The organism is Citrobacter sp. FP75, assembly GCF_018342065.1.
Classification (GTDB): Bacteria; Pseudomonadota; Gammaproteobacteria; order Enterobacterales; family Enterobacteriaceae; genus Citrobacter.
The window spans coordinates 255,557-270,430 of record NZ_JAFDOE010000001.1 but is presented as its reverse complement, the minus strand read 5'-3'; the positions used below and the strand labels follow the sequence as shown (position 1 = coordinate 270,430).

General features: G+C 53.0%; 5 protein-coding genes. 3 read left to right on the top strand and 2 right to left on the bottom strand.

From position 1 onward, the window contains the following. Nucleotides 1-37: 37 nt before the first annotated feature. A complete protein-coding gene (pheP, locus tag JQ822_RS01220; protein ID WP_213131943.1) occupies nucleotides 38-1,432 on the bottom strand; it encodes a phenylalanine transporter in 1,395 nt (464 codons plus the stop codon). 146 nt (nucleotides 1,433-1,578) lie between these two features. After that, complete coding sequence (locus JQ822_RS01215; RefSeq protein WP_213131942.1) at nucleotides 1,579-2,664, bottom strand: YncE family protein; 1,086 nt, start codon at nucleotides 2,662-2,664, stop codon at nucleotides 1,579-1,581. Between the two features lie 307 nt (nucleotides 2,665-2,971). Between JQ822_RS01215 and JQ822_RS01210 the strand changes: the two genes are divergently transcribed. The 3 genes from JQ822_RS01210 to JQ822_RS01200 all read left to right on the top strand — a co-directional run bounded on the left by JQ822_RS01210 (nucleotide 2,972) and on the right by JQ822_RS01200 (nucleotide 14,870). Then, nucleotides 2,972-4,147: a DNA repair protein gene (locus JQ822_RS01210; RefSeq protein WP_213131941.1), complete on the top strand. Its 1,176-nt coding sequence runs from the start codon at nucleotides 2,972-2,974 to the stop codon at nucleotides 4,145-4,147. Between the two features lie 613 nt (nucleotides 4,148-4,760). Next, on the top strand, nucleotides 4,761-5,339 hold the full coding sequence (locus tag JQ822_RS01205) for a helix-turn-helix transcriptional regulator (RefSeq protein WP_213131940.1): 579 nt from the start codon (nucleotides 4,761-4,763) through the stop codon (nucleotides 5,337-5,339). Nucleotides 5,340-5,534: 195 nt separating this feature from the next. After that, entirely contained in the window at nucleotides 5,535-14,870 is a 9,336-nt protein-coding gene (locus tag JQ822_RS01200; RefSeq protein WP_213131939.1) for an autotransporter outer membrane beta-barrel domain-containing protein, read from the top strand. The last annotated feature ends 4 nt before the right edge of the window (nucleotides 14,871-14,874 follow it).

The window sequence follows — 14,874 nt, the reverse complement described above, 5'->3', positions numbered from 1 at the left end:
GGCCGATCTCATCGCAAAGGATGAGATCGGCCAGCGATTAGCGGGATTTACGGCGCAGCAGTTTGAAGGCTACAAACAGAAACAGGATCCATGCTGGCAGCAGCATCGCCGACAGACGCATCTCATCCATGGTGCACATCAGCACTAAAATCATGCCAAGGAACGCGATACACAGATAGTTTCCGGCCGGATACAGCAGCGCTTTAAACTGGGTGTCACGCCCTTTGCGACGCATCGCCGCGCGAAAACGCAGGTGCGCCAGGCAAATCATAATCCAGTTCAGCAGCAGCGTCGCCACCACCAGCGCCATCAGCAGACTAAACGCCTTTTGCGGCAGCACGTAGTTGATCAGCACCACCAGCGAGGTGATGGCACCGGAAAGCATCAACGAGTTAACCGGCACGCCACGACGACTGACGCGAGTTAAGAACTTCGGTGCATTGCCCTGCACGGAGAGACCAAACAGCATACGGCTGTTGGAGTATACGCCGCTGTTATACACCGACAGCGAAGCCACCAAAATAACGAAGTTCAGCGCGGAAGCCACCACGTTACTGTCGAGATTATGGAAAATCATCACAAACGGGCTGCTGTTTGATTTCACTTCAACCCACGGGTACAGCGCCAGCAGCACAACCAGTGAACCGATATAAAACAGCAGGATACGATACACCACCTGGTTTACCGCTTTCGGGATGCTTTTTTGCGGATCCTGCGCTTCTGCTGCGGTAATGCCGATCAGCTCCAGTCCGCCAAAGGAGAACATGATCACCGCCAGCGAGAGAATCAGGCCATTCCAGCCGGTGGCAAAAAAGCCGTTATACCGCCAGAGGTTATCGATACTTGCATGTTCGCCGCCGTGGCCGGAAAACAGCATCCATACGCCAAAGCCAATCATGCCGATAATCGCCAGCACTTTGATCAGCGCAAACCAGAACTCGGTTTCGCCGTACAGGCGCACGTTGACCAGGTTGACGGCATTGATGATGACGAAGAAACCGGCGGCCCAAATCCAGGTGGGGACATCGGGTAACCAGTATTGCATGTAGATCCCGGCCGCCGTCAGTTCCGCCATGCCGACCAGCACAAACATCACCCAGTAGTTCCAGCCAGACAGAAAACCGGCAAACGGTCCCCAGTATTTATAAGCAAAGTGGGCAAACGATCCGGAAACGGGTTCTTCAACCACCATTTCGCCCAGCTGGCGCATGATCAGAAACGCAATGATCCCGGCTACGCCATAGCCCAGCAGAACCGCAGGTCCCGCCATCTGAATTGCCGGGCCGATCCCCAGAAACAAGCCCGTACCAATTGCGCCGCCCAGCGCAATTAACTGAATGTGGCGGTTTTGCAACCCCCGCTGAAGCGTCGGTTCATTTGTTGACGCGGCATCGGACACGCTGGTGTCTGATGCAGTTGACGCGTTTTTCACGCCCTACCCCTGTGTCGTTTTTATTGAAGGGGCTTCTTTTAACATTTCAACCTGGTTGCCGCAAGGCGCAATCGTTTAGATACGTCGGGCATCCTTGCCCAACGCACCGAGGCTCGGGAGAGAAACAATAGAAAGAAGGCGTACTATTATTGTTTATTCAATTCAATACGCACCACGTTATCTGGCGCATCCGTGGAGTGGTCTTTATTGAATTTTTGCTTCACGGTGACAAACAGCGTTTGCCCATCAGCAGAGAGCAGCAGACTGTTCGGGTTTGGCGGCAGATCCCAGCTTTTCTTCACGCTGTAATCAGTCGCATTCAGGCTGAGTAATTTCCCGGCATCACGCTGGGTAATGTAGATTTCATTGCGTTTTGCGTTGAATTTAACCGCTAACGAATCGCCAACATCCAGTTTTTTGAGCAATTTTCCCGTGTGGATATCCAGCACCAGAGTGGTTTTCGCTTGCGAGTTATCGGTGACAAACAAACGGCCCGTTTGCGCGTCTTCCGCCATGTTCAGCAACAGCGCAGGTTTCTCACCCAGCGGCTTCCAGCGTTTCTCAACGCGCTGATTACGCGGATTGATCACCAGGATTTCGCCGCCGCCATTGGCAGCGTAAATACGCTGTGTGGCGTCCGAATAATGCAGTCCGGTCATCCATTTTCCGGTATTTTTAATGCGGGTTTTCAGCTTCAGGGTCTCGGCGTCCACCACCCAAATCACCGCCGGGTCGGCAACGGCGCCAATGTAGAGCAGGCCATTATGCAGCAGCACCTGACGCGCACCGTACGGGAAACCTTCGGCATTGCGCTCCGGGAATAGCACGCGGTTTTTCACTTTACCATCGGCGGTGTTCAGAGCGCTCAGGCCACCGTCCAGTGAGTTGGTGACATATACCGTTTTACCGTCTGGTGAGAGCGCCATGCCAAAGTTTTTCAGATCGGTATGACTAAGCCCGATGGTTTTAAGCGTTTTCGGATCCAGCTTGTAAACCACCCCGCCCTGTACATCTTTGAACCCCTCTGCGCTGGCAACAAAAAGCGCATCCCCCGCCGGACTCAGCGCCATTTCATACAGGCCGTCAGCCAGCGCACGCTGCTGCATATCGGTGACGGCAGGTTGCGCAGTTTTTTCCGTAACGATCGAATTACTGGCTGGCGTTGACTGTGCAGCGCAGCCGCTTAGCGCCGCGGCAATCAGCAATGCCAGGGCGGATGTTGTTTTTTTCATTGTGGGGATCCTTACCAGAGTTCGCGTAGAGGCCTAACATCAAAAGAGAATGAGAATGAGAACTATACGCATTATCTTTATCGAATCAAGAATAATTAGCCGCTGAATAAAAAAGATGAAACGTGGGTTTGAAGAGTGCTACAGGTGCGCGTTGCCTCCGCTTTCTTATAATTTAAGTGAATTATTCTGGACGAAAAGGCATCGCAGGCCACAGAATGCACCTTACTGTTTTTTCGACATTTTCAAACGGGTGAACCAGGCCAGGTTCCTGTCACCCGTTTTTAAGCCACGCCAGGCAGCGACCGTCATGAATAAAATCATTAAACGCCTTGAGATCGTCAAAAGCGCCATCGAACTGGAAGACGAGGAGATTATTTTCCAGCAGTTGGTGCATTTGAAAAATGAAGCGTTGACGGACGTACCGGAGGCGATCGTTCAGGCGCTTGAAGCGCGGCGTTTCAGCGATGCCCTGCATGAAATCACCTGCTGGCTGCAATCGCAGCGGGCGGTATCAACGTGGCAAGATCCCGGCATCGCCGCCAGCAAACTGGAGCTGAAAGCACTCGAAACGCAGCTGCGTGACTTAATCGATAAGCGCAATACGCGCATTCAAATTCTTGATGATTTCAACGATTTGTACCATCGGCGTCTCGGGCCGCTGATGAGCCGTATTCTTGAACTGCGTAAACACCTGGCCGCCAGCGCACAGCGTAAGCAGGAAGCTGAGCGCAAACGACGGGAAAAAGATTACCAGTCCTGTCAGCACTTTATTTCTCAGGCGGTCGACCAACTGGCGCAGCTCAAACAACTCTGGGTGAGCCAGCGTTCAGACTCACGCGAATCGGTGGAAACCCGGCAGCGCATTCAGCAACAAACGGAGCTTATCACCGCCCTGCTGGCGGAGATTCGTGAACTGGAAAACGACTTTTCTCGTCAGGATGACAGCGCCACTCGCCAGGCACAGGAAGAGGCCAGTCATGAATATGATGAGTATCAGGAGCAGCAGCAGGATGCACTGCACCGTTTTAGCCGTGACCAACGACTTTCCGCTGATGAACGTAATGAGTTAAAACGCCTGTGGCGTCAAGCCAGCCGTCTTTGTCATCCAGATGTGGTGGCAGACTGCCTGAAAGAGAAAGCGCACCAGATGATGGTTCAGCTTAACCAGGCGCGCCAAAATGCCGATCTTGCCGCCGTTCGGGCGCTACTGACTCAATTACAAAGTGGCCTCGAACCGATGATGGCGAGTGATCGATTGAACGATCTGCAGCATTTACGCAGCAAAATACAGCAGCTCAGAGAGCAAATTAACAGCCTGCTCAACGAGATTACCGAACTGGAAGCCGAGAATGCCTGGCGTCTCGCCGCCTCAGTGACGGACAAAGAAGCCTATTTTGCCGATCAACAACGGGCGCTTACGGAAATCCGTAACACGCTGGAACAACAGGTGCAGCAGGTCGAGCAGGAGCTGTTAGCAGGCTAAACGCTAACGGCGATGCAGGTTGGCAAAATGGCATCTGCAAGTCAGATGTCAAAATTAGGCACAAAAAGACCAATAAAGGACAAAACACCAACAGATAACCACACACCGGAGGAATTATCTTAAATCATCACGTTTTTAGCCGATAACTGTAAATTCTACGATATTTTCATCCTTCCAACCCAGTCCTCTCTCGCTGTCCTGGCATAATGTAAGAATTCTCCTACCTCATATAAATCTTGGGTGAAAAAAATAATATCCAACTGAAATAACGCGTTTTTTTCTTAAACGCCCACCCCTGACGATAAGAATCCCCTGTGTTTGCAGGGCTATCAATCGAAGTAACACCTCTATCCATAAGCGAAATCTATCAATCATCTGCTCAGAGGTGATATAAACGATTTATCTTAAATTTTAACAAAGCGTAATATCTACATTAAGAATAGTTAAAGTTATTAATAAATACAGAAAGTATCTGTTGATATCCGACATAAATAAGGACGCGTTCAAAGTAAAGAACGGAGCACGATATTTAATTAACATATCACGCATCGCGAGAAACTCTTTTTAATAAAAAGGAGGCGATTGCCTGCACCAAAATTTCAAGGAGATCGTTATGTCTAAAGCTGTCTTTTTGGGTGACTCATTTTACCCATGGCTAGGCATGCGAGAAATTCTACGTGGCTCAGCATTATTTACGGATATTACGCACCACTCCTCTCAGACGCTTTCTGCCGTCAAAATATTTTTTCATGAAATGGATTGCATCATTATTAATCCTGGTAATTCGGATTTTTTAAAATATGCCAGAATTATCCGTAACATGGCATTACGCCCTGCAACGACGGTAATTGTTCTGGCTGATGAAGCCACTTTTTCACTTTTTCAAACCGTTTGCGGGATGAACATGCAGTTTCTGGATCAAGACGCCAGCCTCGATCGGTTACTACATAAAGTCACGTCAATCGTAAAAAATAAAAAATCACGCAGTATCAAAGAAGTACATAACAAAATAACCGCTAACGAATTCAACGTCATGATGATGCTGGCCCGCGGTTGGTCACTGACACAAATCGCCGGCGCGTCACAAAAAAGTGAAAAAACCATCGGGGCGTACAAAAGCAACATCGCCAGAAAACTCGGCAAAAATAACACCCGGCTCAAGTACACCATTTCTCACTATAGCCAGCAGTAACTGACTTATTTAAGGACAATTATCACGATTATTTTTTAAAAGATTTATTTCAGCTCATTTTTTCATTCCGCATCGCACGGAAGGGAGCTCTATTTTCCAAAATCGACATACCGGGTAGCACATCCGCGTGCCCACCATAGCCAACAACTCAACGTATTAACACATACATAACAGGAATGTAGACAAGGGTTATATATGAACAAAGTTTACAGCATTATTTGGAACGCGGCGCTCGGTATCTGGGTAGTCGTTTCTGAATTATCCAAAGGCAAGAAAAAAAGTCGTTCGCGTAAAACTGTCGCCGTACTGGCGGCTGGCGTATTAAGCGGTGCTTCAATGCTGGCTTCTGCTGCCCAGATTACCGCAACGGGCGCACACAATATTCATGATGACTTCCAGGCTGGTATTTCCGCTGGAGTTTATGAGGGAGTCCACGACTACGGCTTCTTATATGAAGATATCACCACCGGTCAGGCACTGAATATCAGTGGTGCAATCCCAACATTTAACCCTGGTCAAAGCGGCGTTGTTGAATCAACAACCATCCGGGAGCTTTTGGAAAGCGGCAAAATCACCCTGTTGGCGACCAGCCCTGACCAAAGCGTTAAAACGATCACCACTGCAGAGGATCTGGCGGAATACCTGACTTACAACCAATCGTCAACGCCGTCGCAGAGCACAGAATTTGATATCAACGATCCGGCGTTTCCCGGCGAAAAAACGACCATAAAAGTATTTGATACCAATGCGTTAAGTGGTTTTCTTACCGAAGCGCAAATCGGCGATGCGGTATTAAATACATACGATGCTCAAAAGTCAGAAATCTATAAGCAATTTGGTATTGCACTGGCGACAAATGGTTCCATTGCGAATCTGAATATTGGCAACGACACGCTCAATGTGCGTGACCAGGCCAATACCATCGAATTACTGGCAAAAGATTCCTCGCTGCTGGAAGCGCAAGGTACTGCAAGCCAGGTGAACTGGCAGTCTGATAACTATATAAAATTTAACGCAGCCCCGGTGATCCCTGAAAAAACGTTCACCGGTTCAAAGCAAACCTCCGTGTTTGGTGATGAATTTTCGCTAATGACCTATGGCTATGACGAGGATGGCAAGGTTGTCGAAACCGGGGAGCGCACATTTACCATTACCAGCACACAAGAGCTGGCCGAATTCAATGACTGGCTGTTGGGCAACAGCGACGACGCGGCACAAAACCCTGACGGTGAAAAAGTCAGCCAAATCCAGCTGTGGATAGATGCGGGGGAAGTCACGACCGTCACCGCTGCGCAAACGAAGTATGCTGAGCTGATTGATAATCTGCTCACCTCCGGTAAGCCAGCTGACATACTCAGTTGGGATTACGACGTCTGGACCGACGGTTTGTCACATACCAACAACGCGACCGCTGGCCGCGGTGAGTTACATGCCATCTACGCCAACGGTGCAGGCACCTCCGGCACCTTGAATAAAGATGCGATTATTGCCGTTGACGGTAGTATTAATGGCGTAATGAAAGCTATTGATGGTGGGGTTATCACTAACCTGGGCGAACTGAACGCATTACGGACTTCCACCGGGCAGAGCCTGGCGATTGGTATGCTGGCAAAAGACGCCACGGCAACCAACAGCGGGACCATCAACTCGGGGCTGTTTATTGACAAAGACGGTAACCAAAACGTCAACAGCTATGGCGCATTTGGTATGCAGGGGCAAGGCGCCAGTCAAATCACCAATGAAGGCACCATCAACCAGGCGATCACCACCGATAACTTCGGCACCGCTTCTGCTGCCGATCCCTGGAGCAAGGACAAACCCGCTGACTCGCTGACGCTGGCCATTGGTATGCAACTGTCTGACAATGCGCAAGGGGTCAACAACGGCGATATCAACGTCGTGGACGGGCGCAAAAACGGTGCATCCTATGCTAAAGGCACCGCCTATGGCGTAGAAGTCGCCGATAACGCCACCTTTACCAACAGCGTGGGTGCCTCTATTTATCTTGGTCGCAACGCAAGTGACCACTCTACAGATGTCACCATGGCAGGAGGTTCCAGCCTGAGCGCCGGGATCATGACCAAGAGCGCCAAAGAGGTCATTAACAACGGCCTTATCACGCTGGGAACCGGCGTGCGTAACGCCGCGGGTATTCTGATTGGTAACGCGACCGGCAACGTAACCAATACCGGTAATATCGTGATCAATGGCGATTCCAGCGCAGGCAGTAGCAAGAACTACGGTATCACCGTGCGTGACAGCGGCGCAGAAAATAGTCAGGAAATCCGCAACGACGGCAAGATTAATGTTAATGGTACCAATAACGTCGGCATCCACGTCAGCGCCAATAACAAAAATGCCGAAGTCACCACCAGCGCTTCAGGCTCTATCGTGGTGGACGGTGAAGGTGGTGTCGGTAACCGTAACTACGCCGTCTGGGCTGAAGGCGCCAACGGCCAGGCGGTGGTCAACGTCTACTCCAACATTACGCTAAATAAAGCCGGGAACATCGGCGTACACGTACGTGATAACGCCGTCGCTAACGTCGACAACCTGAGTAGCCCGGCATTCAACAGCACCGATCAAATTGGCTATTACCTGTACGGTAAAGGCGCTACCGCCAATATTGGTCAGGCGGTAATGAATGACAACGGTCAGGATCGCACTACCATTTTCCGCATTGCCAACGGTGCATTGCTGGCCGGCAACACCACCCCTCCTGGCGGGCAGGCCAGCTCTAACCTTGACCTTACCCTCAGTGGTAAGAATTCCGTTGGCGTATTAGCGACGGGCACAGGCAGTAAAGTTGATACCGGCGAAGCCTCGTTCACCGTGCAGGGCGACGACTCCGCGGCGCTGCTGATTGAAGGCGGCGCCACAGGTAACATCAGCGATAAAACCACCATCAATTTAACCGGTGAAAGAACCATTGCCGGGGTAGTGGATGGTCAGGCTCATCAGTTGAACGGCAGCGTACAGGGTAGCACCGTTGCGACCACCCTCACTTCAAACGCAAAAATCACGTCGGAAGCCACCGGCAACAAGGTCATTGCCTATGTGGCGAGAAACCAGGGCAGTCTGATCCTCGATACCCTGGCGATTATCGATCTTGCCAGCACCGACAGTATTGGTGTTAACGTGCAACAAGGCGGCAGTTTAACCAATAACGCGACCACTGCCTTACATGTGAGCAACGGCATCGGCGTACAAGCTTCTGGTTCGAATGCGCAGATTAAAAAACTGGGTCAGATTCAAGTCGATGACGGGACCGCAGGGGTTCTGCTGACCAATGGTGCCAGTCTGAATATTACTGGTAGCGATGGTGATGCCATCACTACCAATGGCTCTGCTGACGGTATTCGTCTGGACACCGGGGCCGGTAAGCTGGCTGCCAAAGGGGTCATTATCAGCGCCGAAGGTACGGGTGCTGGCATTCAAAATGACGCCAACAATACCGATATCACACTCAACGATGTCACCATCAATGCCAACGACGGCCCAGGGATCCGCACTAGCGTCGCGCTGAACATGAAAGATGGCCTGAATAACATCCTGAACGTTAACGGTGAAGGTACCGGCTTCGCCTTTGAACAACGAAACGGCGACGCCGTTACAGGCGATCTCGCCATCGGTAAAGGCTATACCGTTGAGGTTCATAACAGCGAAGGCAGCGGTATTCGCGCTAATACGAACGGTAAGGTCACCACCAGTGCCGATATCAACGTGTACGACAGCGCAGGTGGTTCTGCGATCATCGCTAAAAATGTTAGTGCACTCACCAATAGCGGAAAAATTATCTCCGCCAGCACCAGCGCGTCGGTAATTGATGCCAGCGGAGACAGCAATAAAACCGTCACTAATACGGGTACCCTCCAGGCTATCAACGATACGGCAGTGGCGATTCAATCTGGCAAGGGCAATGACACCATTGATATCAGCAAAGGTATCACCAGCGGCGTGATCAACACCGGTGAAGGCAAGGACACCTTTAACTGGCAAAGCGGAACCTTTGCGGGCGAGGTGAATTTCGCCGGAACCGGCGGCAATAATAAAGCCAACATCGGTAACATCTCGCTGGATAAAACGCGCCATATCACCACCGAAACCGGCAGTGGCAACGCCCTCACCTTCACCAATACGCACGGCAACAGTGCGAAAATTGGCAGCCTGAGCAGCGATAACCTGACCACCGGCACCAACATCGGCACGGGTTGGGACTCACTGACCATTAGCGGTTCAAGTGCAGATATGCGCATCGTCGATCGTCTGCAACTGGCAAGTAAAACCATTGCGGTGACCAATGGCGCAACGCTGCGTACCGGCGATCACGGAGAGTCGACCAGCACTGCCGCGACCATCGCTGACTACAACGTGAAAACTCAGGGCGCAGGCAGCCGGGTTATCTTTGACACACAGGGTGATACGACAGCGGCGCAGATCTATAACGGCGTCATCAGTGGTGATGGGAAGTTCGAACGTGCGGCGGGCGGCACGACCATCTTTAATGCCAACAACACCTACACCGGCTCCACGACCATTGATAAAGATGGCACGCTTCAATTAGGCACCGGCGGTACTACGGGTGAAGTCAGCGCCGTTTCAAATATCATCGACAACGGCGTACTGGCGATTAATCGGGCCGATAACGTGCTGCTTGGCGGCGTTATCTCTGGGATCGGCGCGCTGCAGCAGATTGGTAACGGTATTACTCGCCTGACGGGCAATAACACCTATACCGGCGACACGACCGTCTCCAGCGGTACGCTGCTGGTGAAAGGTAATCAAAGTGCCGCGACGGGTGCAACCAAAGTGAGTGGCACGGCGACGCTAGGGGGTAACGGGGTGATCGGCGGCGACGTGATGATGAACGATGCCTCTACCCTTAGCGCAGGCGATGGCGGCGCGGATACGTTAACCATTAACGGCAATCTGCAGCTTGGCAGCAAAACCACCTCGGCCTTCGAACTGGGTCAGGCTTATACGCCGGGCGGTAAGTTGAACGATCTGATCAACGTCGCAGGCGATTTGCAACTGGACGGAACCCTGGATGTGACCACTTCACAGGGCGGTAACTTCGGACCGGGCGTGTACCGTATTTATAACTACGGCGGCACGCTGAACAACCAGACGCTGGATCTGGGCGTTGTGCCGGACAGTCAGGATAAGAGCAATATTTTTGTCCAGACCTCCATCGACAAACAGGTCAACCTGGTGAATGCCAACGGCGTCACCCTGCAATTCTGGGACGGCGCAACCGTAAACCAAAGTCACGGCGCATCGGGCATTGAAGGCGACAGCAAAATTGACGGCGGCGATGGCAAATGGATGGCGATTGGCGCTCAGGGCGACAATAACTGGACAACGGCTACCGGCGACGGCAACGCGCCGTGGGCACAGAAGTCCTTCGCTGTCTTCACTACCCAAGGCGGGACCGTGACCGTGGATAACGCTGCGGGTGAAGTTAACTTCTCCGGGGCGCAGTTTGACGCCGATGGCTATGTCGTTAAAGGTGATGCGCTTAACGCTTATGCCACCACGGAAAGCGCAACCCATGCGGGTCAGACGCCGGGAACGGGCGAACTGATGCTGCGCGTTGGTGCCGGTGGCGCGGGACAAAACTATACCGCGACCATTGAATCCATCATCCGCGAAGCCAGTACCAACGACAAATTAACGCTGGTGAAAACCGACCTCGGTCGTCTGATCCTCAGCGGTGATAACACCTATCGTGGCGGCACGCGCATTGATGGCGGTACGTTGCAAATCTCCGCCGACAGCAACCTCGGCCAGAGCGGTACCGACCTGGCCATCAATAACGGCTCTACGCTGCAGATGGGCGCAGATTTGACCAGCAATCGCACCATTGAACTGGGCGCGAATGATAACGCGGCGGTGTTTGACCTTAACTCGCACCACTTCGCACCAATCGGTGAGATTACCGGCGACGGTAAACTGAAAGTCACCAGCAGCTCAAGCGATGCGGGCAGTACATTAACGCTCGACCGCGCCAACAGCTATAAAGGCGACACCGAAATCGCCGGTACCGGCAATGCCAACAATGTGACGGTCAACGTCAGCAAAACAGGCGCGTTCGGCAGTAATGAGAGCAGCACCGTTAACGTCAACAACGGTGCTGCGCTCAACGTCAGCGGCGCAGACACCAGTCTGCAATCACTGACCATGAACATTGCCGACAGTCTGTTGACGCTGGCCGATACCGTAACCGCCGCCAGCGCCAAACTGAATCTCACCGGTACAGCAAAAGCGGTGTTAACCCGCAATGCGACAGGGGGCAACGCGACGGTTAGCGTTGCGAAAGACAGTACGCTGGCGCTGGAAGAAAACGCCAGCGGCGGCAATGCCGATGTCACCAACAGCGGACTGATGACCATGGCCGATGAGGCGATGGCGGAAAATACGCTCGTCAAGAACCTGTCGGGCGGCAAGGTCGATGTGAGCGCAGTCAACAGCGCGACCTCCATCGGTTCATTGTCCGGTGCGGGTAATGTCGAGCTGGGCAATAAAGAATTGTCGCTGGGGAATCTGCATCTGGCTGACACCATTAGCGGTATTATCAGCGGCAACGACGGCAGCCTGGTGAAAATCGGCAACGGCACGTTAACGCTGACCGGCGACAACACCTGGACCGGCACCACGGACGTCAACGAAGGCGTGCTGCTGGTCAACGGGAATCAGTCTGCGGCTACGGGTCAGGTGACGGTAAAATCCGGGGCGACACTCGGCGGTAACGGTATTATCGGCGGCGCGGTTGATGTGCTGGACGACGGCCATATTACCGCCGGTGCCGCTATCAACAGCGTAGGTAAACTGACTACCGGTTCACTGAAGCTGAGTGATAACGCCCAGCTTGATTACCAGTTCGGTCAGGCTTATACCCCAGGCGGCGCGTTCAACGACCTGATTGACGTTAACGGCGACCTGACGCTCGACGGTAAACTCAATATTGAAACCTCACCGGGCGGTAGCTTTGACGTTGGCGTTTATCGCGTCATCAACTACACCGGCACATTAACCAACAATGTGATGGACATTGCTAACGCACCGGAAGCCGCCGACAGCCTGTACGTACAAACTTCGGTTAAAAACCAGGTTAACCTGGTCAACCACGCCGGACTGACGCTGCGCTTCTGGGACGGTACCGGCGGTGAGAATGGCGAGCTGAAAAACAACGGCGTCATCAACGGCGGCGACGGTATCTGGCAATCCAGCCAGGGTAACGACAACTGGACCACCGATGAATCAACGCCAGAAGGCGCGCTGAACGCCCCGTTTACCGATGCTGCGTTCGCCGTCTTCCAGGGTGAAGCGGGCAACGTAACCGTCGATAACAGCAAAAGCGACGTCATCATCAGCGGTGCGCAGTTCGCCACCGATGGTTATCACGTCGGCGGTGAGGCCATCACGACCGATACCGACAATACGCTGATTCGCGTCGGCGATGGCACGGTAGACGGCGTCAACTACACCGCCACCATCAACAGCGTGATCCGCGGTACCGGCGGCCTGAATAAAGGCGATCTCGGTACGCTGATTCTCACCGGCGACAACACCTACAGCGGTGGTACCACTATCACCTCCGGTACGTTACAGGTGGCCGGTGATACCAATCTCGGTGCCGCAGATACGGGAATTACCTTCAACGGCGGTACGCTGAAGTATGGCGAAGCGTTTGATACCGCCCGTCAGGTGACGCTGGAATCCGGCGGCGGGACATTCGACACCAACGGACATGACGTTTCTCTGCTGACGGAAGTTGAAGGTAACGGTCAACTGACCAAAACCGGTAAAGGCTCTCTGACCCTGACGCTGGATAACACCTACACCGGTGGCACCACCATCGAACAAGGCGTTTTACAGCTCGGTACCGGTGGCGATATCGGCAGCATTCAGGGGGATATCGTTGATAACGGCGTGCTCAACGTCAACCGTGCCGATACCCTGGCATTAACCAGCAATATCAGCGGCGAAGGCCAGTTGCATCAGACCGGTATCGGTACGACGGTACTGCAAGGTGAAAACAGCTACAGCGGCGCAACGCTGGTTGCTAACGGTGTGCTGCAAGCGGGTGATACCAACACGCTGAGTGCCGCATCGCACCACTATGTTGTCGCTGACACCGCCCTGAACACGCAGGGCTATAGCCAGACGGTCGCCGGGCTGAGCAACGGCGGTGATGTATCGCTCATCGGCCAACAAATTGGCACAACCTTAACCGTCAAAGGGGATTACACCGGCGAAAAAGGCACCGTCAACATGGCAGCCACGCAGAATGCTAACGGCACAGGCACTGCCGACCGTCTGATTATCGACGGTGGTAAAGCCAGCGGCAGTACGCTGTTGGATGTCGATGGTTCCGGCCTTGGCGCACCAACTGTCGGTGACGGTATCGAAGTGGTCACGGCGCTCAACGGCGCAACCACCACGGCGCAAACCTCGCGGGACGCCTTCCATCTTGCCGCCGAGCGTATGGCTGCGGGCGCATTTGAGTACCAACTGCACGCGGGTAATGCGCAGGGTCAGGGCGAAAACTGGTATCTGAGAAGCGAATACCGCCCAGAAACCATGCTGTACTCGGGTCTCGCCAGCGTGGTTCGCCAGGGTGACATCAGCCTGTTAGGCAACATGCACCAGCGTATGGGGGACGAGGTTAAACCGGGTCTTGATGAAGACAACCGCGCGTGGGCCAGAATGATTGGCTACTCAGGCAAAACCAAGCTGGATGATGCTGCGGGTACGCAAACCAGTTCACATACCATGGGTATTCAGGTCGGCGTCGATATGTATGCTAACGAAAGCTGGAAGGCCGGGATGTATACCAGCATCCTTGATATCGACAGCAACGTGAAAGGCACGAAGACAGGCAGCGACGGTAAAGGCGGAAATATTGACGACAACGCATTTTACGTCGGCGGCTACGCCACCTGGTTCTCGGGTAACGGCATGTATGTTGATAACGTCCTGCAGTACGGGAACCATAAATCCCGCCTGTCGGCGACCGGTAACAACGGCTCGTATACTGTCAGAGGCAACACGCTGACGGCGTCTACAGAAGTGGGTAAATCGTTCCGTTTAGGTGCCAGCGCATGGAGTCTGGAACCGCAGGCTCAGTTGATCTACCAGTACAGCGACTTTGATAACAGTACGTTGGATGGCGTGACCCAAACGAAAGTGAAAATGGATACCGCGGATTCCTTTACCGCGCGTCTGGGCGTGCGTCTGGTCGCTGACTATGACACCAACCATGGCAAATTCCAGCCGTATGGTCGAGTGAACGTCTGGCAGGGTCTGGGTTCAAAAGACAAAACGCACTTTAGCAACGCGGTCGCTACCACCACGCTGGAATCGTCACAGCAGTACTCCAGCACCGAAGTAGCAGCCGGTCTGTCATGGTCTATCGACAGAAACCTGCAGGTCTACGGTGAACTGGGTACGCAATTCAGCAACGGTGGCAGTAAGTCGCAGGTTGAAGCGCCGGTCAACGCATCAATTGGCTTTAAGAAATCGTTTTAATCGG

Bases quoted from the DNA above. Each gene is read 5' to 3' on its own strand.
- JQ822_RS01215 (WP_213131942.1), bottom strand. From the start codon at position 2,664: ATGAAAAAAACAACATCCGCCCTGGCATTGCTGATTGCCGCGGCGCTA.
- JQ822_RS01210 (WP_213131941.1), top strand. From the start codon at position 2,972: ATGAATAAAATCATTAAACGCCTTGAGATCGTCAAAAGCGCCATCGAA.
- JQ822_RS01205 (WP_213131940.1), top strand. From the start codon at position 4,761: ATGTCTAAAGCTGTCTTTTTGGGTGACTCATTTTACCCATGGCTAGGC.
- JQ822_RS01200 (WP_213131939.1), top strand. From the start codon at position 5,535: ATGAACAAAGTTTACAGCATTATTTGGAACGCGGCGCTCGGTATCTGG.